This is a genomic window from Streptomyces sp. NPDC002623, assembly GCF_053592635.1.
In genome coordinates, this window is sequence record NZ_JBSFWB010000031.1 from 82,365 (window position 1) to 107,012 (window position 24,648).

22 protein-coding genes and 1 pseudogene are annotated in these 24,648 nt (G+C 70.7%); 15 read left to right on the forward strand and 8 right to left on the reverse strand.

All coding sequences use genetic code 11. The features are described 5' to 3' along the window. Nucleotides 1-326: 326 nt before the first annotated feature. The 9 genes from ACWD4O_RS37995 to ACWD4O_RS38035 all read left to right on the forward strand — a co-directional run bounded on the left by ACWD4O_RS37995 (nt 327) and on the right by ACWD4O_RS38035 (nt 10,295). Nucleotides 327-1,364, forward strand: a complete 1,038-nt coding sequence (locus ACWD4O_RS37995; protein ID WP_451287236.1) for a sugar phosphate isomerase/epimerase family protein — start codon at nt 327-329, stop codon at nt 1,362-1,364. Then, nucleotides 1,361-2,269, forward strand: coding sequence for a transketolase (locus tag ACWD4O_RS38000; RefSeq protein ID WP_451287238.1), 909 nt, complete (start codon nt 1,361-1,363; stop codon nt 2,267-2,269). Before ACWD4O_RS37995 ends, ACWD4O_RS38000 begins: the two co-directional genes overlap by 4 nt. Beyond that, nucleotides 2,266-3,219, forward strand: coding sequence for a transketolase family protein (locus ACWD4O_RS38005; protein WP_451287240.1), 954 nt, complete (start codon nt 2,266-2,268; stop codon nt 3,217-3,219). The genes ACWD4O_RS38000 and ACWD4O_RS38005 overlap by 4 nt, the downstream gene beginning before the upstream one ends. Next, nucleotides 3,219-4,700, forward strand: a complete 1,482-nt coding sequence (locus ACWD4O_RS38010; protein ID WP_451287242.1) for an FGGY family carbohydrate kinase — start codon at nt 3,219-3,221, stop codon at nt 4,698-4,700. Before ACWD4O_RS38005 ends, ACWD4O_RS38010 begins: the two co-directional genes overlap by 1 nt. Further along, the gene (locus ACWD4O_RS38015) at nt 4,697-5,371 is read left to right on the forward strand and encodes a DUF2291 family protein (protein ID WP_451287244.1); all 675 of its coding nucleotides are present in this window, start codon (nt 4,697-4,699) and stop codon (nt 5,369-5,371) included. The genes ACWD4O_RS38010 and ACWD4O_RS38015 overlap by 4 nt, the downstream gene beginning before the upstream one ends. After that, nucleotides 5,368-6,930 carry a sugar ABC transporter ATP-binding protein gene (locus ACWD4O_RS38020; RefSeq protein ID WP_451287245.1) on the forward strand — a complete coding sequence of 521 codons (1,563 nt, stop codon included), beginning with the start codon at nt 5,368-5,370 and terminating at the stop codon, nt 6,928-6,930. Before ACWD4O_RS38015 ends, ACWD4O_RS38020 begins: the two co-directional genes overlap by 4 nt. Continuing rightward, on the forward strand, nt 6,923-8,086 hold the full coding sequence (locus ACWD4O_RS38025) for an ABC transporter permease (RefSeq protein ID WP_451287247.1): 1,164 nt from the start codon (nt 6,923-6,925) through the stop codon (nt 8,084-8,086). Before ACWD4O_RS38020 ends, ACWD4O_RS38025 begins: the two co-directional genes overlap by 8 nt. Before the next feature lie 91 nt (nt 8,087-8,177). After that, the gene (locus tag ACWD4O_RS38030; protein ID WP_451287249.1) at nt 8,178-9,176 is read left to right on the forward strand and encodes a substrate-binding domain-containing protein; all 999 of its coding nucleotides are present in this window, start codon (nt 8,178-8,180) and stop codon (nt 9,174-9,176) included. A gap of 99 nt (nt 9,177-9,275) precedes the next feature. Then, a complete protein-coding gene (locus ACWD4O_RS38035) occupies nt 9,276-10,295 on the forward strand; it encodes a sugar-binding transcriptional regulator (RefSeq protein ID WP_451287251.1) in 1,020 nt (339 codons plus the stop codon). 146 nt (nt 10,296-10,441) lie between these two features. Here ACWD4O_RS38035 and ACWD4O_RS38040 read toward each other — a convergent pair whose 3' ends face one another. Continuing rightward, nucleotides 10,442-10,678 (reverse strand): hypothetical protein, encoded by a 237-nt coding sequence (locus tag ACWD4O_RS38040; RefSeq protein WP_451287253.1) that lies wholly within the window; start codon nt 10,676-10,678, stop codon nt 10,442-10,444. 397 nt (nt 10,679-11,075) lie between these two features. On the opposite strand from ACWD4O_RS38040, the gene ACWD4O_RS38045 reads away from it, so the two are divergent. Further along, on the forward strand, nt 11,076-11,735 hold the full coding sequence (locus ACWD4O_RS38045; RefSeq protein WP_451287255.1) for a LysE family translocator: 660 nt from the start codon (nt 11,076-11,078) through the stop codon (nt 11,733-11,735). A 147-nt stretch (nt 11,736-11,882) separates the two neighbouring features. Next, on the forward strand, nt 11,883-12,611 hold the full coding sequence (locus ACWD4O_RS38050; RefSeq protein ID WP_451287257.1) for an HAD family hydrolase: 729 nt from the start codon (nt 11,883-11,885) through the stop codon (nt 12,609-12,611). Here the strand turns inward: ACWD4O_RS38050 and ACWD4O_RS38055 are convergent. From ACWD4O_RS38055 to ACWD4O_RS38070, 4 genes and pseudogenes are all read right to left on the reverse strand, one after another. Continuing rightward, nucleotides 12,584-12,792 (reverse strand): annotated as a pseudogene (locus ACWD4O_RS38055) (diflavin oxidoreductase); the annotation flags it as partial. The gene ACWD4O_RS38050 and the pseudogene ACWD4O_RS38055 sit on opposite strands and share 28 nt — an antisense overlap. A gap of 39 nt (nt 12,793-12,831) precedes the next feature. Then, on the reverse strand, nt 12,832-14,010 hold the full coding sequence (locus tag ACWD4O_RS38060) for an alpha/beta fold hydrolase (RefSeq protein ID WP_451287259.1): 1,179 nt from the start codon (nt 14,008-14,010) through the stop codon (nt 12,832-12,834). Nucleotides 14,011-14,293: 283 nt separating this feature from the next. After that, nucleotides 14,294-14,617 carry a DUF5132 domain-containing protein gene (locus ACWD4O_RS38065; protein ID WP_451287261.1) on the reverse strand — a complete coding sequence of 108 codons (324 nt, stop codon included), beginning with the start codon at nt 14,615-14,617 and terminating at the stop codon, nt 14,294-14,296. A gap of 204 nt (nt 14,618-14,821) precedes the next feature. Next, complete coding sequence (locus ACWD4O_RS38070) at nt 14,822-16,609, reverse strand: DUF885 domain-containing protein (RefSeq protein ID WP_451287263.1); 1,788 nt, start codon at nt 16,607-16,609, stop codon at nt 14,822-14,824. A gap of 253 nt (nt 16,610-16,862) precedes the next feature. On the opposite strand from ACWD4O_RS38070, the gene ACWD4O_RS38075 reads away from it, so the two are divergent. From ACWD4O_RS38075 to ACWD4O_RS38090, 4 genes are read left to right on the forward strand one after another with little or no spacing between them, the layout of a single operon-like run. Further along, a complete protein-coding gene (locus ACWD4O_RS38075) occupies nt 16,863-18,362 on the forward strand; it encodes an ABC transporter substrate-binding protein (protein WP_451287265.1) in 1,500 nt (499 codons plus the stop codon). A 52-nt stretch (nt 18,363-18,414) separates the two neighbouring features. Next, on the forward strand, nt 18,415-19,398 hold the full coding sequence (locus tag ACWD4O_RS38080; RefSeq protein WP_451287267.1) for an ABC transporter permease: 984 nt from the start codon (nt 18,415-18,417) through the stop codon (nt 19,396-19,398). 4 nt (nt 19,399-19,402) lie between these two features. Then, nucleotides 19,403-21,346, forward strand: a complete 1,944-nt coding sequence (locus tag ACWD4O_RS38085) for a dipeptide/oligopeptide/nickel ABC transporter permease/ATP-binding protein (RefSeq protein WP_451287269.1) — start codon at nt 19,403-19,405, stop codon at nt 21,344-21,346. After that, the gene (locus ACWD4O_RS38090; protein ID WP_451287271.1) at nt 21,343-22,323 is read left to right on the forward strand and encodes an oligopeptide/dipeptide ABC transporter ATP-binding protein; all 981 of its coding nucleotides are present in this window, start codon (nt 21,343-21,345) and stop codon (nt 22,321-22,323) included. The genes ACWD4O_RS38085 and ACWD4O_RS38090 overlap by 4 nt, the downstream gene beginning before the upstream one ends. 76 nt (nt 22,324-22,399) lie before the next feature. Here the strand turns inward: ACWD4O_RS38090 and ACWD4O_RS38095 are convergent, their stop codons facing one another. From ACWD4O_RS38095 to ACWD4O_RS38105, 3 genes are read right to left on the reverse strand one after another with little or no spacing between them, the layout of a single operon-like run. Beyond that, nucleotides 22,400-22,588 (reverse strand): hypothetical protein, encoded by a 189-nt coding sequence (locus tag ACWD4O_RS38095; protein ID WP_451287273.1) that lies wholly within the window; start codon nt 22,586-22,588, stop codon nt 22,400-22,402. Nucleotides 22,589-22,622: 34 nt separating this feature from the next. Further along, nucleotides 22,623-23,360: an SRPBCC family protein gene (locus ACWD4O_RS38100; protein WP_451287275.1), complete on the reverse strand. Its 738-nt coding sequence runs from the start codon at nt 23,358-23,360 to the stop codon at nt 22,623-22,625. A 30-nt stretch (nt 23,361-23,390) separates the two neighbouring features. Next, nucleotides 23,391-24,611, reverse strand: coding sequence for a cytochrome P450 (locus ACWD4O_RS38105; RefSeq protein ID WP_451287276.1), 1,221 nt, complete (start codon nt 24,609-24,611; stop codon nt 23,391-23,393). Nucleotides 24,612-24,648: the final 37 nt, after the last annotated feature.

Sequence of the window (24,648 nt, forward strand, 5' to 3'; positions counted from 1 at the left end):
GGGCTGGTTTCCCGGAGCGGTCCCAGCCTTTCCGGGCTTCTGCTCGGTGATGGCTCTTCTCCTGAGTCTGCTGGGAGGCGATTCGGCCGGTGGCAGCGCGAGATTACCCACCGGCTCAGGCGATACCTCTCCGAGCCCCACGGCAACGCGTCAAAACCCCTCCGGATGGACGCGCAGTACAGGTGGGTTCGTCCTCGTCGTGGAGGACTGGACAGAAGTGGTTTTCCGGGCGGCGCCCGCGCCGGAGGCGCTCGGCGTCCAGCGAGTCGTGCCTGGTCATGGCGAAAGTATTGACACATCAACGACGCGTTCCTAACTTGAGTCGCATGTCCAGTCAGCAACGCATAGACATTCACAACCCTGTCGGCGATGAACCCGTCTACGGAGCCGGCATCTGGCACTTCGCCACCTACGTCGATCGCTACGCCACGGACGGATACGGTGATCCGCGCACCGTTCTCGATGCCATCAAGCTCGCCGGAGCAGTCGAGGACCTCTCCGTCCTCGATCTGAACTGGCCCTTCCCGCCCGGGAACATCAGCACGGCCGAAGTCCGGCAGGCGCTGGCCGAGCAGAACCTCCGCGCCATCGCCGTGACGCCCGAGTTCTACACCGGCAAGTTCGCCAAGGGCGGCTTCACCAACCCCGACCCCGCCCTGCGCCGCCAGGCCATCGACCTGGTCGCCGGCGCGGCCGAGGTCGGCCGCGAACTCAGCGTGGACTACGTCAAACTCTGGCCGGGACAGGACGGCTACGACTACCCCTTCCAGGCCGACTACACCGACCTGTGGGACAAGTCGGTGGGGGCCGTGCGCGAACTCGCCCAGGCCTTTCCCGACCTGAAGTTCGCCATCGAGTACAAGCCGCGTGAGCCGCGCAACCGGATGGTCTTCTCGTCCGTCGCCCGCACCCTCCTCGCGATCCAGGACATGGGCGTGGACAACGTCGGCGTCCTGCTCGACTTCGGCCACTCCCTCTACGGGGGTGAGACCCCGGCCGAGGCGGCCCGGATGGCGATCGCCCGCGACAAGCTCTTCGCGATCGACGTCAACGACAACTTCCGCGGCTGGGACGACGACATGGTCGTCGGCTCGGTGCACCTGCTGGAGACCTTCGAGTTCTTCTTCGCGCTGCACGACGCGGGCTGGCAGGGCGTCTGGCAGCTGGACCAGTTCCCGTTCCGCGAGGACCCGGTCGAGGCCGCGCGCACCGGGATCCGCACCATGCGCGCCTTCCACCACGCACTGGGCTACCTCGACCGCGAGGAACTCGCCGCCGCCCAGGCGGCGCAGGACGCCCTCGGCGCCCAGCGCATCGCCAAGCGGGCGCTGTTCCGCGCGCTCGCGGAGAGTGAGTCCGAGTGACCGCCACCGTGGAGACCGCAGCCCCGCTGCGGACCGACGAGGCCGCCGCCGACACCTACCACCGGCGCGGCGCACGGCTGCGCGAGGCCGCACCGGCCGAGGCCGCGGCGGAGCTCGCCGCGATCTCCACCGCCGTCCGGCGCGACATCCTGACCACGATCCAGGCGGCCGGCATGGGCCACGTCGGCGGTGACCTGTCGGTGACCGACCTGCTGGTCACGGCCCTGTGGGGAACCCTGCGGATGGAGCCGGCCGCGCCCGACCACCCCCAGCGGGACCGCTTCGTGCTCAGCAAGGGGCACTGCGCCGCCGCCCTGTACTCCACGCTCGCCTCCTGCGGGTTCTTCCCGAGGGAACGGCTGAGCGAGTTCATGGCGCCGCTGTCGCCGCTCAACGGCCACCCCGCCCGGCTCAAGGTCCCCGGCGTGGAGACCAACACCGGTCCCCTCGGCCACGGCTTCCCCGTGGCCACCGGTATCGCGCTCGGAGCGCGGCTGCGCGGCGAGACATGGCGGACCATCGTCGTGCTCGGCGACGGCGAGATGCAGGAGGGCAGCAACTGGGAGGCGGCCATGACGGCCGCGCACTACGGGCTGACGAACCTGACGGCCGTGGTGGACCGCAACCGGCTGCAGCAGGGCGCCCGCACGGAGGACACCACGTCCCTGGACCCCCTGGACGAGAAGTGGGCGAGCTTCGGGTGGGAGGTGCGCGTCATCGACGGCCACGACCACCGGGCGATCAAGGAGGCGTACGCCCCGTCGACGACGGGCCGGCCCGTCGCGGTGATCGCCGACACCGTCAAGGGCAAGGGAGTTTCGTTCATGGAGGACCGCGTCGAGTGGCATCACAAGGTGCCCACCGACGAGCAGGTCGTTCTCGCGCTCGAGGAGCTGAACCGATGACCGTCGTGGCCTCCGAGGTCCCCACCTTCGACTGCCGGGCGGACTTCGCCGACGAACTCGCCCGCTTGGCCCGCACCGACGAACGGATCGTCGCGGTGTGCAACGACTCGGTCGGCTCCAGCAACCTCGTCAAGTTCCGCGAGGAGTTCCCCACCCGGCTGATCAACGTCGGCATCGCCGAGCAGGACATGGTCGGCGTCGCCGCCGGCCTCGCCAACGCAGGGTTCATCCCCTTCGTGTCCGCCGCGGCCCCCTTTCTGACCGGCCGTGCGCTGGAGCAGATCAAGGCCGACGTCGCCTACAGCTACCGGCACGTCGTCCTCTGCGGGCAGAGCCCCGGCATGGCCTACGGGGAACTCGGCCCCACCCACCACTCCATCGAGGACCTGTCGTGGATGCGCGCGGTCCCCGGACTGGAGATCATCGTGCCGGCGGATCCCTCGGAGACCCGCAGCGCGGTGCGCTGGGCGGTGGAGTCGGGCAAGCCGACCTACCTCCGTGTCCCGCGATTCAAGGTCCCCGCCGTCACCCCCGAGGGCGCCCCGTTCGAAGCCGGCCGGGCCACGCGTCTCGTGGACGGAACCGACATCACGCTGATCGCCGTGGGAACGATGGTCTCGCGCGCCCTGGAAGCGAGCGAAGTCCTCGGCCGGCAGGGCGTCTCGGCCCGGGTCCTGAACATGACGTTCGTCGAGCCGCTGGACGTCTCGGCCGTGCTGGCCGCCGCCCGGGAGACCCGAGCCGTCGTCACCGCGGAGGAGGGACTCCTCTCCGGCGGTCTGGGGGCCGCCGTCGCCAGGGTCGTCGCCGAACACCACCCGGTGCCCGTATCCATGGTGGGGGTCCCCGCCTTCGCCCCCACCGGCAGCACATCCTTCCTGCTCGACCACTTCGGTCTCACCGCCGAAGGCATCGCCCGGACCGCGCTCGAAACCCTGGGACGGGAGTGATGGAGCCGTACGTCCTTGCCGTCGATCAGGGCACCAGCTCCACCAAGTCCCTGCTCCTGGACGCCACCGGCGCCGTCGTGGCCCGGGCCGGTGTGCCCCTGTCGCAGACCCACCCGGGCCCCGGCCTGGTGGAACAGGACGCCCTGGCGATCCTCGCGAGCGTCCGCGAGGCGGTCGCCGGCTGTCTGAAGGACATCGACCCCCGCAGCGTGGCCGGCATCGCGCTCAGCACCCAGCGCGAGTCGGTCGTCCTGTGGGACGCGGCGACCGGCACACCCGTCGCCCCGCTCGTCAGCTGGCAGGACCAGCGCGGCTCCGAGCATGCCGCACGACTGCACCAGACGGGCATGAGCGAGGAGATCCGGCGACGCACCGGCCTCCCGCTGGACCCGATGTTCTCCGCCCTGAAGATGGCCGCGCTCCTCGACCGGCACGACCCCGCGCGCACCCGGAGCAGCACCGGCGCACTGCGCCTCGGCACGGTGGACGCCTTCCTCCTGCACGCGCTCACCGGGAACCCGGTCACCGAGATCGGCAACGCCTCCAGGACCCAACTGCTGAACCTCGGGACCGGAGACTGGGACGACGACCTGCTCGAAGCCTTCGGCATCCCGCGTGCGGCGCTGAGCGAGATCGTCGCGTCCACCGGCCCCTTCGGCGGGGTACGGGAGCTCGCCCCGCTGACCGACGGCACCCCGGTGCTCGCGGTGCTGGGCGACTCGCACGCCGCGCTGTTCTCGCACGCGGGCTGGCGGACGGGAGTCGTCAAGGCCACCTACGGCACCGGCTCGTCCGTCATGACGGTGGCGGACTCTCTCGCACCGGCCGACCGCGTCTGCACCACGATCGCCTGGTCTGCCGGTCTGTCCACAGGTCGGCCCACCTTCGCCCATGAGGCCAACATCCGTTCCACCGGACGCACCCTCACCTGGCTGGCCGAACTGCTCGGGACCTCGCCGGACGAACTCATCGCGCTCGCCGCGGGCGCGGACGCCGGCGACGTGACCCTCGTACCGGCCTTCGGCGGCATCGGAGCGCCCTGGTGGGACAGTCAGGCCGTACCCGTCCTGGCCGGATTCGACCTGGGCACCGGCCGTGACCAACTGGCCCGCGCCGCACTGGAATCGGTCGCCTACCAAGTGGGAGACGTCCTCGCGGCCCTCCCCGGCCTGCGTCAGGTCGTCGCCGACGGCGGACTGAGCCGCAGCGACGCACTCATGCAACTACAGGCCGACGTCGCCGACGTCTCGGTGGCCCGCACCACCCATCACGACCTGTCCGCCGCCGGGGCCGCCCAGCTGGCCGGGGTCGGTCTCGGACTGTGGACGACCACCGAGCTGGAAAAACGTGCCGACACCGATCTGCAGGTCTTCACACCCACCTGGCACGAGGAGACGCGCCGCCCCGCCGTCGAGCGATGGCATCGGCGTCTCACGGCCGCCCGCGACCTCGGGACACGCGGAAAGCAGAGGACGACATGACACCAGCAGAACCCGCGCGCGCAAGGAGCGACACGGCCGACCGCCGCAACCGGCTGACCCTCGGCCGCTCCGCCCTCCTCGCCCTCGTGGTCCTCGTCGTCGCCATCGGGGCGACGACGACCTACCGCTCGGACAGCGAAGCCACCGCCGGTGTGAAGCCCAAGTTCGATGCCGCGAAATACGGGGCCGACACCTACGAGGCGAAGGTCGTTCCGGCGATCAAGAAGAACGCCGTGGAGATCACCACACTGCACCAGGCGATGGCAGCCGACGCCGCAGCGGCCGGCCGCACGTACGGGCACCGGGCGGGCACCGGCCCCTACAGCTACGCCGTCACTCTCACCGGAACCGCCGGCGAGGCCCGAAGCGGCCTCCTCCAGGTGACCGTGCCCGGTCTGGACAAGACGCGCGTCTCCGTGCAGATCGGCCCCGCGATCAACGGCGCCGCACTGCGCGACGCCCCCGGCTTCATCACCTTCGGCCAGTTCACCAACCAGGTCGACTACGCAGACGCGGCGACCGCGCTGAACACCGAGATGAAGGCCAAGCTGCTGAAGTCCTTCGACCCCGCAGCGGTCAAGGGCAAGACGATCACCGTCACGGGCGCCATGACGCCGCTGACCGCCGACCTGCTGACCATCACACCGATCTCGATCGAGACGGCGTCATGACCGCGGCGACGGCCGAGCCGGTCACGGCCCGGCCCGTTCTGCGCGCCGCGGAGGTCACCAAGACGTACGGCGGCACACAGGCCCTCAAAGGGGTCTCCCTGGACATCGCGGCAGGGCGCACCATGGTGCTGTTCGGCGAGAACGGGGCCGGCAAGTCGACCCTGATGAAGATCCTCAGCGCCGTCGAGTCCCCCAGCACCGGACACATCGAACTCGACGGCCGCGCCGTACGGTTCGCTGGCGCCCGGGACGCGGCCGACCACGGCATCTCGATCATCCACCAGGAACTCAGCCTCTGCGCCAACCTGAGCATCCAGGACAACCTGTTCCTCGGCCGTGAACACACCCGGCACGGCGGCGCCCTGCTCGACCGCACCGCACAGCGCGCGCTGGCCCGGAAGGTGCTGAGCAGGCTCGACGAGGCGCTCGATCCCGAACTACCGGTCAGTGAACTGCGCCTGGGACAGCAGCAGTTGGTCGAGATCGCCCGCGCCCTGCTGCAGGACGCCCGTGTGCTCATCATGGACGAGCCGACGTCGGCGCTCAGCGCGCCGGAGGTGGACGTCCTCTTCCATGTGATCCGCGAGCTCAGAGCCGAGGGCGTCGCGATCGTCTACATCTCGCACCACCTGGAGGAAGCGCTCTCGATCGCCGACGACGTGGCCGTCCTGCGCGACGGCAGCATGGTCGCCACCGCACGCGCCGACGACGTCGACCTGGCCTGGGTCGTGCGCATGATGGTCGGCCGCGACCAGGACGATCTCTTCCCGGCCCGCGAGCCCCGACTGGGGCCCACGGCACTGGAGATCACGGAACTCTCCGTCGCCGACCCCGCCAACCCGGGCCGGCTCGCCGTCGACCACCTGTCCCTGACCGTACGTGCCGGAGAGACGGTCGGCATCTACGGCCTCATGGGCAGCGGCCGCACCGAACTGCTGGAGTGTCTGGCCGGCCGGCTGCCCGTCGCGTCGGGGGAGGCCCGTCTGCACGGCGAACCGCTCGTCGGCAGCATCCGCCGACGTATTCGCACCGGGCTGGTGCTCGTCCCCGAGGACCGCCAACGCGACGGTCTGGTGCAGTCCATGAGCGTGGGGCAGAACCTGTCGCTCGCCGCGGTGACCAGGTTCGTGCGCGGCCTGTTCGTCAAACGTCGAGCGGAGAGCGACGCGGTCACCTCGATGATCGCCGACGTCACGGTCAAGACCTCCGGTCCCGACGCGCCCATCGGCTCGCTCAGCGGCGGCAACCAGCAGAAAGTCGTCATCGGCAAGGCACTGATGACCGGGCCCAGCGTCCTGCTGCTGGACGAACCGTTCCGCGGCGTGGACGTCGGCGCCAAGGCCGATGTCTTCCAGATGATGGCGCAGCAGGCGGAGCGCGGTCTGGCCGTGCTCTTCACCACCTCCGAGGCCGAGGAAGCGCTGCACATCCCCGACCGCCTCCTGGTCCTGGTCCGCGGCCGACTGGTCGCCGACCTGCGGGCGGGCGAGATCACCCGTGACCGTCTGATGAGCCTGGCCGACGGCGCCGATACCACCGAAGAGGCCCCCGATGAGTGACACCCTGACCAAGGACCACGAAGCAGTCCTGCAACAGCGCCGTGCGGCAGCGGCACGGGCCCGACGGCTCAAGACACTCGACTCCGTCTTCGAACTGCGCGCCTTCATCGCGCTCGGGGTCCTGATCGTCGTCTTCAGCCTGCTGTCCGACTCCTTCCTCACGGTCGACAACGTCATCACCATGACCAAGCACGTGGCCATCAACGCCATCCTCGCGCTGGGCATGCTGCTGGTCATCCTCAAGGGCGGCATCGACCTCTCGGTCGGATCCACGGTCGGCCTGTCGGGCGTGGTCGCCGGCGAACTGCTCAAGGGCCTGCACCTCAGCTTCGCCGATGCCGTCGCCTACCCGCAGGTCTGGGCCGTCATGGTCGTCTGCGTCGCGGTCGGCGCCCTGGTCGGCACCGTCAACGGTGTCCTCATCACCCGTCTGAACGTGGCGCCGTTCATCGCCACGCTCGGCATGCTCTACGTGGCACGGGCCACCGCCCTCCTCATCTCCGGCGGCACCACCTACCCCAACCTGGCCGGCGACCCCGGCGTGCACAACACCGGCTTCGACTGGCTCGGCCAGGGCCGCCCCCTCGGCCTCCCGGTAGCGGTCTGGATCATGATCGTGCTGGCCGGCCTCGTCACCGTCCTGCTCCGCTCGACCCCGTTCGGCCGCTGGCTCTACGCCACCGGAGGCAACGAGCGCGCCACGGAGCTCAGCGGCGTTCCCGTCCACCGCGTCAAGATGACCGTCTACATGATCTCGGGCGCGTGCGCCGCCCTGGCCGGGCTCATCATCGCCTCCGAGCTGACCTCCGCCGCACCGCAGGCCGGCGAGTCCTTCGAGCTCAACGCCATCGCAGCGGTCGTCATCGGCGGCGCCGCCCTCTCCGGCGGACGAGGCACCGTGCGCGGGACGCTCGTCGGCGCCTTCGTCATCGGTTTCCTCGCCGACGGCCTGGTGATCCTGGGCATCTCGACCTTCTGGCAGATGCTCATCAAGGGCGCGGTCATCATCGTCGCCGTCATCCTCGACCAGAGCCAGCAGCGCTTCCAGCGCCGCAGGGCCGCCGCGTCCGCGGTCGCGGTGGAACCCGACAAGGAACCGGCGGCGAAGGCCGAAGCCCCGCCACGGGCCACGTCCGACGCCCCGGCACCCCACTGATCCCCACCCCCCCTCCCACGCTCGGCCCTGCCTCCACACCCGCCACATCTCACCTCCCCTTCACCTCCCTTCACCTCCTCTGGAGAGCCGCATGTCCCACCGCAATGTCACTCGCCTGGCCAAGAGCGCCGCTGTCCTGACCGCAGGGCTTCTGGTGCTGAGCGCGTGCGGGTCGTCCGACGACTCGTCCGACTCGTCGTCGAAGAACTCGTCGAAGGGCTCGTCGAAGAGCAACCTGATCGCCATCATCACGCCCTCCCCGGACAACCCGTTCTTCAAGGCCGAGGCCGACGCGGCGGACAAGAAGGCCAAGAGCCTCGGCTACACGACGTCGGTCGCCTCGCACGACGACGACCCCAACAAGCAGAGCGAACTGATCGATGCCGCCATCTCCCGCGATGCGGCGGCCATCATCCTGGACAACGCCGGCGCCGACGCGTCGATCGGCCCCGTCACCAAGGCCACCAAGGCGGGAATCCCCGTCTTCCTGATCGACCGGGAGATCAACCAGACCGGCATCGCCAAGGCCCAGATCGTGTCGAACAACTCCCAGGGCGCCCAGCTCGCCGCGCAGGAGTTCGTCAAGGCCATGGGGGAGAAGGGCGACTACGTCGAACTCACCGGCAAGGAGTCCGACACCAACGCCGGCGTCCGCTCCAAGGGATACTCCGACGTCATCTCCCAGTACCCCGACATGAAGAGAGTGACCCAGCAGACGGCGAACTGGGACCAGCAGGAAGCCTTCAGCAAGATGGAGACCATCCTCCAGCGTTACCCCAAGATCAAGGGCGTCATCGCCGGCAACGACACCATGGCCCTCGGCGCGGTCGCCGCGCTGAAGTCGGCCAAGCGGACCGGCGTTGCCGTGGTCGGCTTCGACGGAAGCCCGGACGCCATCGCCCAGATCAAGGCCGGGACCATGCGCGCGACCGCGCTGCAGCCGGCCGCCCTCGGCGCCGAGATGGCGATCGAGCAGGCGGACAAGTTCGTCAAGACCGGCAAGACCGGACAGCCCGAGAAGCAGGCCATCGACTGCGAGCTGATCACCAAGGAGAACTCCGCCGAGTTCGGCGTCTTCGCCAAGCTCTGAGCCCCGCCACCGGGCCTCGGGCCGCCTGGGTGAAAGGCCCAGGCAAGATCATTGCCTGTACGCCGCAGCGATAATCTGTGGATCGGCGGATTGACGGTAATGTGCGGGTCGGTATCCGGCCCGCATGGCGAGATCGAGGGGGATGGAGGCACGGTGGCGGCAACGACCACTCCGAGCCCTGACCATGTGCGACTCCTGGTCAAGGTGGCCCGCATGTACCACGAACGCGGAATGCGGCAGCCTGAGATCGCCACGCACCTCAACATGTCCCAGCCCCGGGTCTCCCGCCTCCTGAAGGAAGCGGTCGATCGCGGTGTGGTCCGCACCGTGGTGGTCTCCCCCGAGGGCGTGCACGCCGAGCTCGAAGACGCCCTCGTGGAACGGTACGGACTGCGTGACGCCGTCGTGGTGGAGGTGGAAGGGGCGGGACTCGACGTGATCCCCGCCCTCGCCGCGGCGACCGCCGCCTACCTCGACGCCACACTCAAGGGAGGCGACGTCATCGGCGTCTCCTCCTGGAGCGCCACCCTTCTGGAGTCCGTCAAGGTCATGCGCGCCAAGACGCCCTCCGTGGCGGAGAAGGTCGTGCAGATGATCGGCGGATCCGGCAGCCCGGAAGTGCAACTGCACGCCACGAGGCTCACCAGCCGTTTGGCCGAACTCACCGGAGCGCGTCCCGTGTTCGCCCCGTCGGCCGCGCTGGTCGGCAGCAAGGAACTGCACGACCTGCTGTCCAGGGAGCCGGCGATGGCCGAGGCCATGCAGGCATGGTCCTCCCTCACCCTGGCCGTCCTCGGCATCGGCACACTCGAGCCCTCTCCGCTGCTGCGCCGCTCGGGCAACGCCATTTCCCCCGCGGATCAACGGCAGTTGGAGGAACTGGGGGCCGTCGGAGACGTCTGCGCCAGATATTTCGACGAGGACGGAAGCCCCGTCGACGCCCCGTTCAACGACCGCATCATCGGCATCGACCCGGACCGACTGCGCGCGGTGGAACGACGTATAGGCGTCGCGGGCGGGTTGAACAAGGTGGCCGCGATTCGGGGTGCGGCGCGTGGCGGATGGATCAACATCCTGATCACCGACGTCGAGGTGGCACGCGACCTGCTGGCCGACTGAAGCGGTACGGGCCGCCCAAGGGAGGTTCCCTTCGGCTGAAGTCCTGGCGGGCTGCCGGCGGCGGCCTCGGTGGAGCCCCGGTCGGCCCGTCGACGTACTCAACCCTGCCGCCGCAGTGCGCTCGTAGCCTCCGCCTTGTCCGGCGCTCAGCCGAAAAGCGGAGCCAGCGCGGTCTCGCCCGCGAGGATCCGCCATGCGGGCACGCGCACCGTCCGGCTCACGGGGCACGGTTTGGCACCGTGCCCCCCAGAGAGGAGTCCGGTGAGCAGGTCGCCCCGCGCGTGGGTCAGCCGAAGGTGCCGCGCGGGGTCCGTACCCGGCCCCGGTCCCGGGTCGATCAACACCGCCGTGTTCTCGCCGGCGTCGGTGAACAGCAGGTCCACCGGGTGACCGCCCACCAGAACGGCCCGCTCCAGATGGCTCGCGCGAGAGTGTGCAGAACGTCCCTCAGTCGGCCGGCGCCATCCGGCAGCCACCCGGCAAGGGCAGTTCCCCAACCGGTCCCATCGACCGATCTGCTCCCGGTCCCCAAGGGCCCTGGTCCCCGTCGGTAGCGGGCGGGGATGCGGGCGTCGGCCAGCCCCAGCGCGGTGGTGGGCTCGGGCGGCGATTCCTCGGCGGTAGTGCTCGGGCCGCTCTGGGCGGACGGGGGGCACGCTGGTCGGGTGCTCACCGAGCTGAGGCGTGGCGCGCGATGACAGACCGGTAAATGCTGCAACCCTGCCCGATTCCGGGCAGAAAAGTAGAGGTTGCAGTGCTCCCGGCCTAGGGTGGTCGTTCGTGATCGCCATAGATGCCTTGTGGAGCTTCTCTCTGATGGTGGGACTGCTCACCCTCACTCCCGGACTGGACACCGCGCTCGTCCTGCGCACCGCCGGACTCGGCCACCGCCGTCGCGCCTGGGGCGTGGTCCTCGGCATTCAGAGCGGCACGCTGATCTGGGGCGTGCTCACCTCGCTCGGTGTGACCGCACTGCTGACTGCCTCTCACCTTGCGTACGAGGCACTTCGCTGGGTCGGGGCCGCGTACCTCGTGTGGATGGGAGGCAGCCTGCTGTGGAGATCCTGGCGTCGCTCGGCGGATGAGCAGCCGAAGGAGGACGGGACCCAGGCCGGGCTCAGCAGCGGGGCTCGTGCCGACGAGACGCTGACCGGCGGCTGGCGTCAGGGGATCGCCACCAACCTCCTCAACCCGAAGATGGGCGCGTTCTACGTCGCGGTGCTGCCGCAGTTCATCCCCGCCGGTGCCTCACACCTCGCGGCGGGCGTACTCCTCGCCGGTGTGCACATCCTGCTGGCCGTCCTGTGGTCCTGCGCGCTGATTGCCTTCGCGCACGTGCTCCGTGACCGCCTGCAACGGCCTGCGGCGCGCCGCTGTCTCGACCGCATCACGGGCACGGCCATCGCGGTCTTCGGTCTCCGCCTCGCGCTCGGGGAGTGAAGGACGCGCGAGCGCAGGGCGACGCGCCGTGATCTCCAGAGTGCGGACGATCGAAGTCATGAGGCGGGTGCGAGCGTCTGCCGACCGCTCCCGATGTCTGCCGGACGGGAGCACCGCCCTACTCACCTGAATTTAAAGGACTCATACATGCGTTTACTCCCTACTGGTGCGGAGTCCGTGGTCTTCGACTGCGACGGCCTCCTGGTCGACACCGAGGTCTGCTGGAGCGTTGCGGAAGCGGCCATTTTCGCGGCGCACGGCCACATTTTCGGCCCTGCACAGAAGGCACTGGTCATCGGTCGTACCGTTGAGGACGCCGGAGAAGCCATGGCCGACTATTTCGGGCGCTCAGGAGCCGGCACCGAACTCGCGGCTGAACTCCTCGAAGGAGTCCGGCAGGAGCTGGCCCGCGGTGCCGTTGCGCTCCCCGGGGCAGCGGAATTGGTACGCGCCTGCCGGGCGGCCGTGCCCGTGGCCGTCGCCAGCAACAGTCCTCGGGAACTCTTGGACACAGCCCTGGGGTCGGCAGGCCTCGCCGACTGCTTCACCTACTCGTTCGCCGCCGACGAGGTGCGATCCCCCAAGCCCGCACCCGACCTCTACCTCACGGCATGCGAGGCGCTCGGCGCTGATCCGAAGCGCTCTCTCGCCTTCGAGGATTCGGCCACCGGCATCTTTTCCGCGCGCGCCGCGGGGCTGTACGTCGCCGTCGTACCGTCCCTGCCGGGAGCCGCCCTCGACCACGACTGGCTGGGCACCACCCTGGCCGCACCCGAACTGCTGCACTGGGCCAGGAAACTGGGCGGCGACGCCGCACGCGGGGCCGGGTCCGCCCCGGCCGGGGACACCAGGCGCGCCGCGTCGCCCCAGACGTAGAAGTGGGCGCCGCCCCGGAGCCACTGCCACTGCCACGGCGGGGGCCGTGTTCGCGCATGCGGCCCTGGACGTAGATCTTGATGCGCTGGTCGTGGGAGAAGGCGAGGTCGAGGCGGTCGAGGTGACCGGATGCCTGGCACGCCTCCAACTCCGGGCGGTGGTAGAAGTCGGTGTCTTCGCGCTACTCCGTCCGCCTGGCCGACGGCGCTGGGCAGGAGCTTCACCCCCACCGGAGCGGGTCCGGTGCGCCCGGCCCGCGTCCGTCCAGCAGTGAGCCCACCACCTGTACGACGAATTCGGGTACGCGGTCCGGGAAATCGTGGCCGGTTCCCTCCGGGGTATAGACCCTCCGGGCCGCGCTGGAGGCCGCGAGGAACCGTTCTCTCGCGGTGAGGAAGAAGTGCCGTACCCGGGCGCTCTCCGCCGGATCGTCGAACGCGTCGAAGATCGCGCCACCGCCCGTCAGATCGCGTGGCGCCACGAGGAGGAGAGGGAGCGAGCCGAGCTCGCCGTCGTGTACGACCGTCTGCCAGCCGTCTCTGGTGATGCCGTCGGGCGACAGCTCTCGCAGAATCGATGCCGCGGCGCAGTTCGCCTTGGTCCTGGTCTCGATCACTGCGAGAACCTGCGTCGCGTCCTCGGGAGAGTCGGGAGAGTCCGGAGAGTCGGGAGAGTGCGCCTCGGTTCTGGGCAGGAGGGCGTGGAGGCCGAAGAGGTGGCGCAGCGCGAGGGCGGTCTGGTCCCTCGCGGCATGCCGCAGGGCGGGAAGCGACGGGCCGAAGGCGACGACATCGGGCGGGGTGGGATCGAGCAGCACCAGACCGGCCACCAGGTCGGGGCGGCGCCTGGCGGCGTTGGCCATGAGCAATCCCCCGAAGGAGTGCCCCACGAAGACGTAGGGCCCGTTTTCGCCGGCCCGAGCGAGCACCGTGAGCAGTTCGACGGCTTCGGCTGCCGTCGTGCGCGGGAACGGGCCCGGGTCGCTCCAGCCGGAGCCCGGACGGTCCACCAGGACCGAACGCGTTTGTTCCCGCGCCAGCTCGTGCAGCCGGTACATCGCGTGCCCGCCGGTGTGGCCGCCCGGCATCCAGACCACGGTGGGCCTCGGTCCGGCGTCTCCCTCGGCGAGGACGTGCATGCGGTAGCCGCCCACGTCGACCATTCGGCCGGGTGGCGGACACCTCGCCCGTATCCGGGCCACATGCACCAGATGGCGGACCGACCCGAGACCGAGCGCGAGGGCCACGGCACAGAGCACGCCGCCGAGAACGCGCCAGCCGGTTCCCAGGGTGACGCACCACGCGCCCGCGGCCGCCGGCAGCAGGGCGACGACCAGCCCGGCCCAGTCCCGGCTGAGCAGCGGGAGTATCGCGTCGGCGACACGTGTGCCCGGTCGCATGGTTCCCTCTCCGTCCCAGCCTTCGTGGCCGCCGCCAGGGACAGCGCACGCCTCGGCGCCCGGCACAAGCATCGTCCCCCGGAAACCCTGCGGGCGCCATGCGCGGTGTGCAACTTCTGGAAAGTGGAATCCTCCATCGAGTGCGCAGAGAAAAGCGCGGCCCGGATTTGGACGGCCCGGATTTACATGGAGCAGCCAGCAGCCAGCAGCCAGCAGCCAGCAGCACGCGGAAATGGCAATTAAGTCGTGTCGGGCTGTGGCATCCGGCGTGCGGGGAGACGACTCAGTGCACTTTGGCAGTGGCCGAACCGGTGCCGCGGGCCTTGCCGGCGGCCTTGCTCTCGCTGCCGCCCCGCGCCGCTGCGGCCTCGGGCGCCGACCCGGTGCCGTGCTCGGTTCCCTGGGTCATCTGGGCAGCGAGCACTTCGGCGGTCGCCACGGCCGCGAGACCTTGGATTCCCTGGCCGGCTTCGTGGACGGCCTTCTTGACTTCGATTCCCAGGCCCACCGACGTTTTGACGATCCCTCGCAGGACGGGTTTTCCCAGCCTTTTGACCACGGAGGCGGTGATCATACCGATCAGGAAAGGAGGTACGACAGGCAGCATGGCAGGGCATCCTTATCTTCTGTAAACGGGAAACCGCGATGACATGTAGGGATTCCGCATCATCGAACGCGCATTCCTCATCGCAGAGCGTATCCAGGTTCGAGTGAACGGCTGCGAGTTCCGTCGTGGCTTTCACTCATTTGAGTAGAACAGCCTTTCCGTAACGCATTGTTCAGGTCGCGCGGCAGCCGGAGCCGCTCTACGTCACCGACCTGCTTCGGGCACTCCCTGGTGCCTCTCCCGGCGGCCGGACGCCCCGTGCAGTTCTCTCGCCATCCGCCGGCGCAGGGCGGGAAACGGCAGTGTGCCGCCGGCCAGCACCGCCTCGTGAAACGCGCGCACGTCGAACTCCGCGTCGGTACCGCGCTCGTACGCCGCCCGCAATGCCGTGAACTCCGCAAAACCCGCCCGGTACGTCAGCGCCTGTCCCGGCATATCGGTGGCGTAGCGCAGCAACTCGCTCGTGATCTGTGTCTCGGACTCGGCTGCCGCGTGGGAGCGCATGAAGGTGCGCGCCTGCTCCAGCGTCATCGTCCCGAGGTTGAGGCCGGTGTCGACGACGAGGCGCTGCGCGGTGAACCGTTCATGGGCCAGGCGTCCGTACGCGTCCCACGGGTCGTCGTACAGCCCCATCTCCCAGGCGAGCCCCGCCGCGTACTCCGCCCAGCCCTCCTCGAACCCGCTGAAGGCCGCCAGTTCGCGCCGTAGATCGGGCAGCGCGGTGTTCTCGGCCTGGCGCGCGAGGTGGAAGTGATGGCCGGGCGCCAGCTCGTGGTAGATCAGCGCGGCCGCGCCGAGCAGTGACCGGTGTGCCAGGTCCGAGGCGTTGTAGCGGTAGCGTCCCACCGGTTGCGCAGCGGTCGGCGGTTCGTAGTAGCCGAACGTCATCGACGCCTCCAGCGCCGGGTCGAGGCGGGCCACGCCGTAGGGGGCGCGGGGCAGGACCGCGAACCAGCGCGGCAGCAGCGGCGTGAGGCGGTCGAGGTGTCGGCGGTAGCGGGCCTCGACCTCCTCCGGCGTGCGGGCGTACAGGTGAGGTGCGGTGGCGAGCCGTTCATGGAACTCCGCTTCCGTCCCCGCGAAGCCGAGCGTGCCGCGCATCTCCCGCATCCGCTCGCTGAGTTCGCGGCAGTGCTCCCGGCCGATTTCATGGAGGCGTTCGGGTGGTGTGTCGCCGGATGTGTACGTCCTGACGAAGGCCCGGTACGCCGCTTCGCCTTCCGGGTAGTGGACCCATCCGACGTCCTGCGGCGCCCGCTCGGGGCGGTCCGGGTCGCCCACGAGGGTGAGAAGGCGGTCGAACGCCGGCTCCAGCTCGGCGGTCACAAGCCCTTCCACCGTGTCGCGCAGGCGGCCCCGGCTTGCCGCGTCGAGTCGAGTGAGCCGTTCGGCGTCCGCTCGGACGTACCGTGCCGCCGATGCCCGCAGACGGGTGAGGGTGGTGTGGACCCCGGCCAGCGCCGGGGCCGGGATACGGAAGCCCCGGGCCGCCTGCCCGGCGGCCTTGTCACCGATGGTCGCGACGCAGCGGGCCAGATCCCGTACGAGGGATGCGTACCGGTCCGCGTCGGCCCCGTGCTCGAAGCGGAACGGGCGGAAGACCGTGTCACCGTACTGCTGGAGGCGGAAGAGCTGGTACGGCGTGGCGGTGGGGGTGAGCCAGTGGAAGCGCCCCGTTTCCGCTTCCTGTTCGGCCAGCCCCCGAAGGAAGCCCGCGGTGTCGGCTGCGGGACCGGACAGCGCCGCGCCCCGCAGTGTGCTCAGCCGGGTCAGTACCCCTGCCGCGAACCCGGCGCGCTCGTCGGCCTCCGCGGCGGACACCCCCGGCAGCGATTCGACCGGCAGCCCGCGGCGGGTCCGCAGCGACGGCTCACGTGCGAGCAGGAAGTCCCAGTACGAGGTCGCGAGTCGGTCGACCTGCTGTGCCGCCGAGCCGTCCGGGGAGTCCGGGGAGCCCGGGGAGCCCGGGGAGTCCGATGAGTGGTTCGCCATGGTTGCAGTGTGCGTGCCGAGGTGACGTCACATCAGGAACCAAGAAACCCCCGGTAGGGCAGCCTCACTCGAACGGGGGAATCATTCGACCCGTTCGTGTCCGGCCCGGGGAAGCCGGTCCGACGCCGTCGATCCCGGTGGCACGATGAACGCCATGCACCGCCGAGCCGTGTCGTCTCCCAGGGCCCGGTCGGCCGCGGTGGCGTCCGCCGTCGTCGTGTCAGCCGTGCTGGCCGGTTGCAGCGTCGGCGACGTGTCATCGACACACACCCCTGTCGTCGTGGGGGGCACCGTCACGATCGCCATCGCCTCCGAGACCCCGAGTTTTCATCCGTACTCGCAGTTCGGCTCGGCCCTGGCTCCTTACGCCTACGACTCATTGGTCACCACGGCGCCGGACGGGCGGGTGGTGTCGGGGCTGGCCGAGAAGTGGCGGGTCGGAGCCACTGCGGCGAGTTTCACGCTCCGCAGCGGTGTGACCTGTTCCGACGGCACGATCCTCACGGCCTCCGGGGTGGCCCGGTCGCTGCGCTATGCGGGCGATCCCCGCAACGGGCTCGTCGGCGCCCGGGCGGCACTGCCCGGTGTGCCCTTCACGGTGTCGGCCGACGACGCGGCACGAACGGTGTCGGTGCGGATGGCGTCGCCGTACAGCTTCATCGAGCGGACGATCGGTCTGGCGCCCGTCGTCTGCCCTGCCGGTCTGGCGGACCCCGGCGCGCTGGACAGGAGCACGCAGGGCACCGGGCCGTACGTGCTGAGCGGCTACACCTCGGGCGGTCCGTACCGCTTCACCCGGCGCAAGGGGTATGCGTGGGGGCCGCGCGGAGCGACCAACGCGGCCCCGGGACAGCCTGAGCGGATCGTGGTGTCGGTGGTGCCACAGGAGTCCACGGTGGCGAATCTGCTGCTCACGGGCGGAGTCAACATCGCGATGGTGACCGGCCCGGACCGTGCGCGGCTGACCGGCCGTGGCCTGGCCACCGCCCAGGTGCCGACCGTGGTGGGGCTGACCTTCTTCAACGAACGGTCCGGACGTCCCTTGAGCGACCCTGCGCTGCGTCAGGCACTGGTGGGCGCCCTGGACCGCAAGGGCCTCGCCAATGTGGCGGTCGGCGGCGACGGATCGCCCGCGAGCCACCTGACCGCCGTGAACTCCGTCTGCCACGCCGACGTGGCGGGCGGCCACCTGCCCTCGCGCGACGCCGTGGCGGCCTTGGGCGCCGCGGGCTGGACGAAGAACGCGCGGGGCAGGCTGGTGCGGCACGGCAGGCCGCTGCGGCTGCGGCTGCTCAGCAGCGCCGACTTCGGCTCCACGCTTCCGTCGGTCGCCGAACTGATGGCCGTCACCTGGCAGGCGCTGGGCGCGGACGTCGACCTCGTCAGCGAGAGCCGCAACGCGGTGGTACAGGCCATGTACCAGAGCGGCGACTTCGACGTCGTGGTCGGCAGCTCGCCGGGTCCGCCCCTGCCCGTGCAGCTCGTCCCGTACTTCTCCGGTCCTGCGCCGTCGCGGGGGCTGAACTTCGCGCACGTCGCCAACCCGGCCTACGACCGCTTCGTCGCCCTGGCCCTGCGAGAGCCCGGCACGGCCAGCTGTGCGGACTGGAACAGGGCCGCCGCGGCGCTGTTCCGCTCGGCCGACGTGCTGCCCGTCGCCGACAGCACGAGCACGGTGTACGGCTACCGGACGACCTTCGCCGTCGCGCCCGGCGGCCGGATCGTACCGACCAGCATCCGCCTGCACAGATAGCGGGCGGCGGACGTCGCACGCGGCCGACCACCACCGGCAGAGGAGGTCTCCCATGACGACCGTGTCCGCGCGGCTCGGCGCCCTGGCCCGGCGTCACCCGTGGGTGGTGTTCTGCGGCCGGCGTGCGGTGCGGCTGGCGGTCTCCCTCTTCGTGGTCGTCACCGCTGCCTTCGCGATGATCCGGCTGGTGCCCGGAGATCCCGTCCGGGCCGCGCTGGGCGTGGACGCCCCGCCGGACCTGGTGGCGGCGAAACGACATGAACTCGGTCTGGATCAGGGCCTGTCGGCGCAGTACCGACAGTATCTGCGGGACCTGGCCCACGGGGATCTCGGGGTCTCCCTGGTCACCGGAGAGCCGGTGGCCGAGCTGATCAGGGCACGTCTGCCGGCCACCTTGCTGCTGGCTGTCCTGGCGTTCGCCTGCGTACTCGTCGTAGCCCTCCCCGGGGGACTGCTCGCCGCGATGTGGACACGCGGAGGACGCCGGCCCCGGGCGGAGCTGGCGTTCACCACCACCTCCGTCGTGGCGGGCATGCCGGACTTCGTGCTGGCGGCGGGTCTCACCGCGGGCCTGGCGGTCGCCCTGCGCATCTTTCCCGCGGCCGGCGACCTCGGCCCCCGGTCCTACGTGCTGCCCGTGCTCGCGCTGGCGCTCGCTCCCACCGCGGTTCTGCTGCGGATCGTACGGGTGGAGACGCTCAAGGTCCTCGCGACGGACTATGTGCGTGCCGCCCGCGCGAAGCGGCTGCCCGCCGTCCCGCTCTGTCTGCGCCATGTGGCACCGAACACGCTGACCGCGTCGCTGACGCTCGCCGGGAATCTCCTGCCGGCCCTGATCGCGGGGACCGTACTGGTCGAGAAGGTGTTCGCCTGGCCGGGCATCGGCTCGGCGATGGCCCAGTCCGTGGCCGCGCAGGACTACGCGGTCGTCGAGGCGTCGGTTCTGGTGCTGGGCTCGGCCGTACTCGTGGTCAACTTCCTGGTCGATCTGGCTCTCGCGCTGCTCGACCCCCGATCGGTCATCCGGGAGACGTGATCCGATGGCGTTGTCCTCCCCTTCCCCGCTCCCGCCGCGCGCCACCGTCGGCCGGTCCCGCGCGACCCGATCGCGCTGGGCCACACCGATGGGCGTGCTCACCCTGGTCATGCTCGGATCGCTTGCCGCACTGGCCGTCGCGGGGGGCGTGCTGTGGGGGCAGGCCGCCGACCGTCCGGACCCGTCGGCGGTGCTGCGGGGGCCCACCGCGGGTCATCTGCTCGGCACGGACCATCTCGGGCGCGACCTGCTCGCCCGACTGCTCTCGGCGACCTGGCTCTCCCTCCTGCTCGCAGTGTCGGCCACACTCCTCGGGGCGACGGCCGGGATCACACTCGGCGCGCTCACCGCCGTCGTGGGCGGGCGCGCCCGCCGCCTGCTGGGAGCCCTGATCAACCTCCTGCTGGCATTCCCCGCGCTCCTCGTCGCGATGTTCTTCGCGGCCCTCTTCGGCGCGGGCGCGGGTGGGGCGGTGTGCGCACTCGCCGTCGCCTGTGCACCGGGCTTCGCGCGGATCACGCAGACCCTCGCCGCCCAAGTCGCCGGAACCGACTTCATGGCGGCGGCGCGGGTCCTGGGCCTGCGCCGCCACCGGCTCCTCCTGCGTCATGTCCTGCCCCACATCGCCGAACCGCTGATGCTCAACACCACGGTCGCCGCGGGCTCGGCCCTCGTGGCCCTGTCGGGACTGAGCTTCCTCGGACTGGGGGTGCAGCCCCCCTCGTACGACTGGGGGCTCCTGCTGAGCCAGGGGCTGGACCGCATCTACACCGAACCGCTGTCCGCCGTGGCGCCCGGCATCGCCATCGTCTACGCCTCCGTCGCGTTCCAACTGCTCGGAGAGGTGCTGGCCGGAGCCGTCGCGCGACGCGGCCGCCCACGGCAACCGGAAGAACCCGCGGTGCCCCCGGCACGAACCGACCGCCCGGCAGCCGCGGACCAGGTGCTGGAGGTGGAGGATCTGCGGGTTGTCCTTCCCACGGAGGACCGGGTGGTCCGGCCCGTCCGCGGCGTCACTCTCGCCCTGCGGCGCGGCGAGATGGTCGGCCTGGTCGGCGAGTCCGGCTCCGGCAAGTCGATGACGGCGCTCGCCATCGCCGACCTGCTGCCGGACGGCGCCCGCGCGACCTGGGGAGCCCACCGGTTTCTCGGCGCGGACGTCGAGTCGCTGTCACGCAAGGAGCGACGCCGACACCTGGCGACGGGCATGGCGATGATCTTCCAGAACCCGGCCTCGGCCTTCAACCCGTCCCTCCGCATCGGAACGCAGCTGACCGAGGCCGTGCGCGCCCACCACGGCACTCCTCGCGCCCAGGCCGTCGAGCAGGCCCAGGCCCAGCTTCAGCGGGTCGCGCTGCCCGGCGGGCGTCGGTTGATGGCATCCCGCCCCTTCCAGCTCTCCGGCGGTCAGCGCCAGCGCGTGGCGATCGCCGCCGCTTCGATGATGCGGCCCGACCTCATCATCGCGGACGAGCCGACGACAGCCCTGGACGTCACCGTGCAGCGGCAGATCATGGACCTGCTCCGCCGTGTCCGGCGCGACGACGCCACCGCGATCCTCCTCATCAGCCACGACATCGCCCTGGTGGCCGACGCCTGCGACCGGGTTCTGGTCATGTACGGGGGAACGATCGTGGAGAACCTTCCCGCCCGTGCGCTGGCGACCGGCGCACGGCACCCCTACACACGGATGCTCGTCGCCTCGGTCCTGGACATGACCGCTGACCGGGACCGCCCCCTGCCCACCATCGAGGGGGGACCACCCGATCCGTACGGCGAGATCCCGGGCTGCTCGTTCTACGACCGCTGCGCTCATCGACTGGATCGGTGCGCCGAGGACAGCCCCGTGTCGGTCCCCCTCGGCGCCCGGCACGAGGTCGCCTGCTGGCGGCCGCTGCCCGCGGCACCGCCCGGCGGACGGCACGAGACCGAAGAGGTGGAGAGTTGAGGGAACGGGCAGGGCTGGCGCTGTACGACGTCACCGTCCGCCACCACGGACCGTTCGGGCCGGTCACCGCGGTGGACGGAGTGTCACTGGAGGTTCCCCAGGGCACGACGGTCGGCCTGGTCGGCGAGTCCGGTTCGGGAAAGTCCACTCTGGCACGGGCGGTCGTCGGGCTGGACAGTCCGTGCGCCGGGCGGATCACGGTCGGTGGGCGGGAGTACCGCGGGCGTCGGGCGGCCGATCGACGCCGACTGGGGCAGCAGGTCCAACTGGTGTTCCAGGACCCGGACACGGCACTGGACCCTCGCATGACGGTCCGTCAGTCGCTCGTCGAAGCGGCCGGAGCCTTCGTCCGGCTGGACCGCCGCAGCCGCGAACAGCGCATCGGCGGCCTGCTGGAGCTCGTCGGTCTCGACGCCGGCTGCGCCGACCGAGTGCCGCGGCAGCTCTCGGGCGGCCAGCGCCAACGCGTGGCCGTCGCCCGCGCGCTAGCCGTCGATCCGGCGGTACTCATCGCCGACGAGGTCACCTCGGCTCTCGATGTGTCGGTCCGGGCGGCGCTCCTCACGATGCTCCGGGATCTGCAACGACGCCTGGGCTTCGCCATGCTGTTCATCAGCCATGACCTCACCGCCGTCCGCCATGTGTCGGACGCCGTCGCCGTGATGTACCTCGGTCGGATCGTCGAGACCGCCGCCACCGAGAACCTGCTGCGCAGCCCACGGCATCCCTACACCCGGACGCTGCTGTCCGCCGTGCCGAGCCTGCACGGCGGAGGACGACCGGTCGGGGAACCGCTCCTTTCCGGTGAGGCGCCCGACCCCGCGGCACCACCGCCCGGATGCCGCTTTCATCCGCGTTGCCCCGTCGGGCCGAACCGGCGTCCCGGACGGGACGTCTGCGCGGCACGGGACCCCCAGCAGGACGCCGCCGGCCGGCCGCACCGCGCCGCGTGCCATTTCCCCTCCGGCACGGGCTGACCCGGGGCGCGACGGGGCCGGTGCCGTCCGTGAGTTGTTGTGCCGGACGGCACCGGCCCGTGCGGTCGGGAGACGTCTACCAGCGGCTGCCTGCCGGCGCGGAGCCGAGCTTGGAACTCAGCGCCGACAGGAAGACCGGCAGCCTGTCCACCGCGGATTTGGGGACAGGGGTGACCTGGACCGTGTCCCGTACCACGTCCTGCACGACGAGCTTGTAGGCGCCGTCCTCCTGGACGAGTTCGGCGGCGTAGAGCACTGTTTCCACCAGGGGTCCTTCGGGGGTTGTGTCGGGCGACGCGTCAGGCGCCGTTGAGCCAGGCGTTCCACACCTTGGTGATCTGCTCTTCGTCCGTGTCCTCGGCGAACAGGTGGTGGCCCAGCCAGATCGGCCAGTTCCAGGAGCTGCCGTTGAAGAACCGGTACAGCGCGTGCGGGCCGCGCAGGCCGACGAAGTCGGGGCTGAGCCAGTCCACGACCACCTCCTCCGAGACGCCGTCAGCACCCGGGAGGTCGAGCGACAGCCGGTCGCCGACGGTCGCGTCGTCGGTGAGACCGAGGCGTCGGCGCAGCGCGGCGAAGTCGGCGGGGTCGTCGGTGCGCTCGGCACGGGCGGCCTTGACGTAGACGGCGGGGCGGCCGGCGAAGTGCCTCAGGTACTCGGCGAGGCCGTGCTGGTAGAAGTCGACGTGCTTCTCGGCCGCATCCGCCTTGACGTCCCAGTAGTCGTCGACGACTCCCGTGTGCACCCAGTGGATTCCCATCCGCAGATGGCTGCTTCCCGCGCCCTGCGGCTCGATCCGGTAGGTGAGCGTGTTGGAGAACCCGTCGTCCATGGCCACCCGCACGGCGAAGTGGTGCGGCGGTTCCCACGCCACGACGGTGCCGTCCCCCCGGGTGACCTTTCCGCCGACCTGCGGCTCGACCTCCATGGGGTACAGCCAGCCGAGGTTGCCGGCGCCGGTGGCGACCGCGTCCCAGACCTGTTCGGGTGTGGCGGTCAGGTTCTGCTCCCGGCGGACCTCGAACTCTTTGGCCATGGTCGGTTCTCCTTCGTCGTCGTTCATGCGTCAGTAGGTGAGCGGGAGGGCCGTCAGTCGCCGTTGCAGTGGGTTGGGCCGCCATTCGAGGGCCGCCCCGTCGGCCAGCCGAAGCTGCGGGAGCCGGCGGACCAGCGTGCCGACGGCCACCTCCGCCTGGAGCTTGGCCAGCGGACCGCCGAGGCAGAAGTGCGGGCCGTTGCCGAAGCTCAGGTGCCGGTTGCCGGGGCGGGACAGGTCGAGCCGGTCGGGCTCCTCGAAGCGCTCGGGATCACGGTTGGTAGAGGCGAGGAACAGGTACGCCAGCTCGCCCTCGCGCAGCGTCCGCCCGCCGATCTCGACGTCCTCGGCCACGACCCGGACGATCGCCTGGGTCGGCGTGTCGTAGCGGGCGAGTTCGTCGACGGCCGTGCGGATCAGCGCCGGGTCCGCACGCAACCGGGCCAGCTGGCCGGGATGGCGCAGCAGGGCGAGCATGCCGTTCCCGACCAGGTGGGTGGTCGTCTCGTCGCCCGCGGTGATCAGGACGAAGCAGGTGGACAGCAGTTCGGAGTCGGTGAGCCGGTCGTCCTGCGCCTGCGTCGCGACCAGGGCGCTGACCAGGTCGTCGCCCGGTTCGGCCCGGCGTCGGCGGACGAGCCGGGCGAGGTACTCCTCGTACTGCTCGATCGCCGCCTCGGACTTGTCGAGGTCCTCGGAAAGCCGGCCGAAGCGGCGGAACCAACCCTTCACCTGCCGGCGGTCCTCGGGCGGGATGCCGAACAACTCGCAGACGACGGACAGCGGCAGCGGGGAGGCGACCGCCTCGATCAGGTCCATGGACGACCCCGCCGCGACCGCCTCGTCGATGAGGTGGTCGACGATCCGCTGGATGCCGTCGCGCAGGGCTTCGACCCGCCGGGCGGTGAAGGCGCGGTTGGCCAGCTTGCGCAGCCGGGCGTGGTCCGGCGGGTCGGTGTTGGTCATCACCCGCCCCAGCCGGTCGGTGATCCTGCTGAAGGCCTTCAGGTCGCCGCCGAGCGCTCCGTAGGCGCGGGTCATCCGGTCCCGGTCGTTGGACAGCCGCAGGTCTCCCAGGGCCGCCTCGACGTCGGCGTACCGGGTGAGGTACCAGATGCCCTGGTCGCTGCGGTGGACCGGGCTCTCGCGCCGCATGCGGGCGTAGAACGGGTACGGGTCCCGGCGGGCCTCGGCCGTCAGCAGCGCTGCGGCCAGGTCGCCGGGCCGGCCGAGGCCCCAACGCAAGTGCACACCACAAAACACCACACCCCCACGAACGAAAAAACTT